The organism is Protofrankia sp. Cas4 (genome assembly GCF_963555915.1).
GTDB lineage: Bacteria > Actinomycetota > Actinomycetes > Frankiales > Frankiaceae > Protofrankia.
In genome coordinates, this window is the sequence record NZ_CAUVXL010000006.1 from 1 (window position 1) to 869 (window position 869).

Genomic DNA, 869 nt, shown 5'->3' on the forward strand with positions numbered 1-869 from the left:
CTCGGACGGCGGGATCCACCAGGTGAATCCGGAGTGGACCGTGATGTCCAGCGGGGCCGGATCGAGGATGTCCAGCAGCGTTGGGCCGGCCCGGCCGTCGTCGCCACGGGCGCTGCCCGCCGCTGTCTGCCGGGGGATGACCGGAGCCCCGGGCTCGGCGGCAAGAGCCGCGAGCAGCGCCCGCGCAACGTCAACGCTCGCATCGTCGCTGGGCACGCCCGTCTGCATGGCCAGGAGGATCTCGCCGCTCTCCCGGACGATTGCAGGCGCTGCCTGCGGCAGCATCGTGCCGAGCAGAACCGCACGGTCGCCATGTTCGGGATGTTCCGCGAGGTAGCTGGCGGAGAGCTTCAGCGGGGCTGTCGCGCTGGGCACCAACTCGCGCAGGGCCACCAGATCGGGTTCGTCGACCCGGCCCGCAAAGGGACGCAGGACGGGCGCGGGCCGCCGCCGCACGCCATGACATGCCTTGTAGCGACGCCCTGACCCACACGGGCACGGCGACCGCGGCCCGACGGCGGGAACATCTGCCTCGTCCGTCCCAAAGACGCCCGGAGCCGACCCGGACGCGGCCAAGCCGACCTCGTCGGACGAGCCGGACCCGGACGAGACGGATCCGGAATGAGACGGCACGGGGCGGCGGACGGTCTGTCGGCGGGCGATCGGGTGCTCCTCGGCTTGACGGATCAGGTTGACGGATCAGGTTGACGGATCAGGTTGACGGATCAGGTTGACGGACGGCTGGTACGCGCAAGGCTAATACCTGCGACCGACAACTCCCGCCAACCCACCCACGTGACCGTCCGCTTGTACCGGACCTGCTACGCGCAGGTGCGGAACCGGGCTCCACCAGCCGGGACCGGACCGGC

At 71.0% G+C, this 869-nt stretch carries 1 protein-coding gene; it reads right to left on the reverse strand.

The features are described from left to right. Positions 1-663: DUF5926 family protein (locus tag U9979_RS00315; protein ID WP_416219095.1), on the reverse strand; the 663-nt coding region annotated here is incomplete at its 3' end. Positions 664-869 lie beyond the last annotated feature (206 nt).